Below are 1,045 nucleotides of genomic sequence, written 5' to 3'. Positions count from 1 at the left end.
GCTGGCTCTGGTCCGGGCGCTCGTGCCCAGTAGCAGGTAGCGCCATCCCGTCGCGGGGTGGGGGGGCGGGCCCGCCCCCCCCCCCCCCGGCGACGTGCCACCAGGGCCTGGACGGCGTACGCGAACAGCAGGATCACGACGGCGACGATGCCGTCCGCCCAGAAGTGGTTCGCGGTCACCACGACCACCGCGACGGTCAGCACCGGGTGCAGCACCATCACCCACCGCAGCGGGCTCCGCGAGACCCGCACCACCGCGACCGCCGCCAGCACGCACCACGCGACGTGCACCGAGGGCATCGCCGACAGCTGGTCCGCCACCACCACACCGCCCATCGCGCCCCCGTACACCGACTGCCCGTACTCGGCGGCCACGTCGACGAACCCGTGCTGCGGCAGCATCCGGGGCGGCGCCACCGGGATGAACTGCACCAGCAGACAGACCGCCGTGGTGATCACCACCGTGTTCCGCACCCACGCGTACCGCTCCCGGTGCCGTACGAACACCCAGAGCAGCACCGCCAGCATCACCGCGAAGTGCATCGCCGCGTAGTAGTAGTTCGCGAGCCTCACCAGCACCGGGTACGGCGTGACGGCCGCCTGCCAGGACGCCTCGTCCGGTAGACCGATCAACGACTCGGTGCGGTGGATCCAGTCCGCCCGGTCCAGCGCGTGGTCCCCGCTCATCACCGAGAGGTGACCCACCAGCTGCCAGAGCGCGAACAGCGCCAGCAGCGTGCCGGCCTCCCGCAGCAGCGCCGACAGGGACGGTTTCCGGACCCTGGCGGCGGCGTACGCCCCGCCGTAGAGAGCGACCGCGGCGCCCCCGGCGGACTGCCAGGTAAGGGTCAGGTTCTGCAACGGATCGCGCCTCTCCGACAAACTCTGGTTCGTGTGTTGGCAGAGGTTAACGCAAAAAGACCCCCTCCCGGACGGGAGGGGGTCTTTTCGGAATGATTGTTCGGCGGCGTCCTACTCTCCCACAGGGTCCCCCCTGCAGTACCATCGGCGCTGTAAGGCTTAGCTTCCGGGTTCGGAATGTAACC

General features: G+C 70.0%; 1 protein-coding gene and 1 rRNA gene. Both read right to left on the bottom strand.

All coding sequences use genetic code 11. The features are described 5' to 3' along the window. A partial coding sequence (locus tag ACFVTF_RS27655; protein WP_387817147.1) for a phosphatase PAP2 family protein occupies positions 1–860 on the bottom strand: 860 nt, incomplete at its 3' end. 98 nt (positions 861–958) lie between these two features. Beyond that, positions 959–1,045, bottom strand: a 5S ribosomal RNA gene (gene rrf / locus ACFVTF_RS27650); the annotation flags it as partial.

It is taken from the genome of Kitasatospora sp. NPDC057940 (genome assembly GCF_042887425.1).
In the GTDB taxonomy this organism is placed as follows: Bacteria; Actinomycetota; Actinomycetes; order Streptomycetales; family Streptomycetaceae; genus Kitasatospora.
This window is presented reverse-complemented; position numbering and strand designations above follow the sequence as displayed.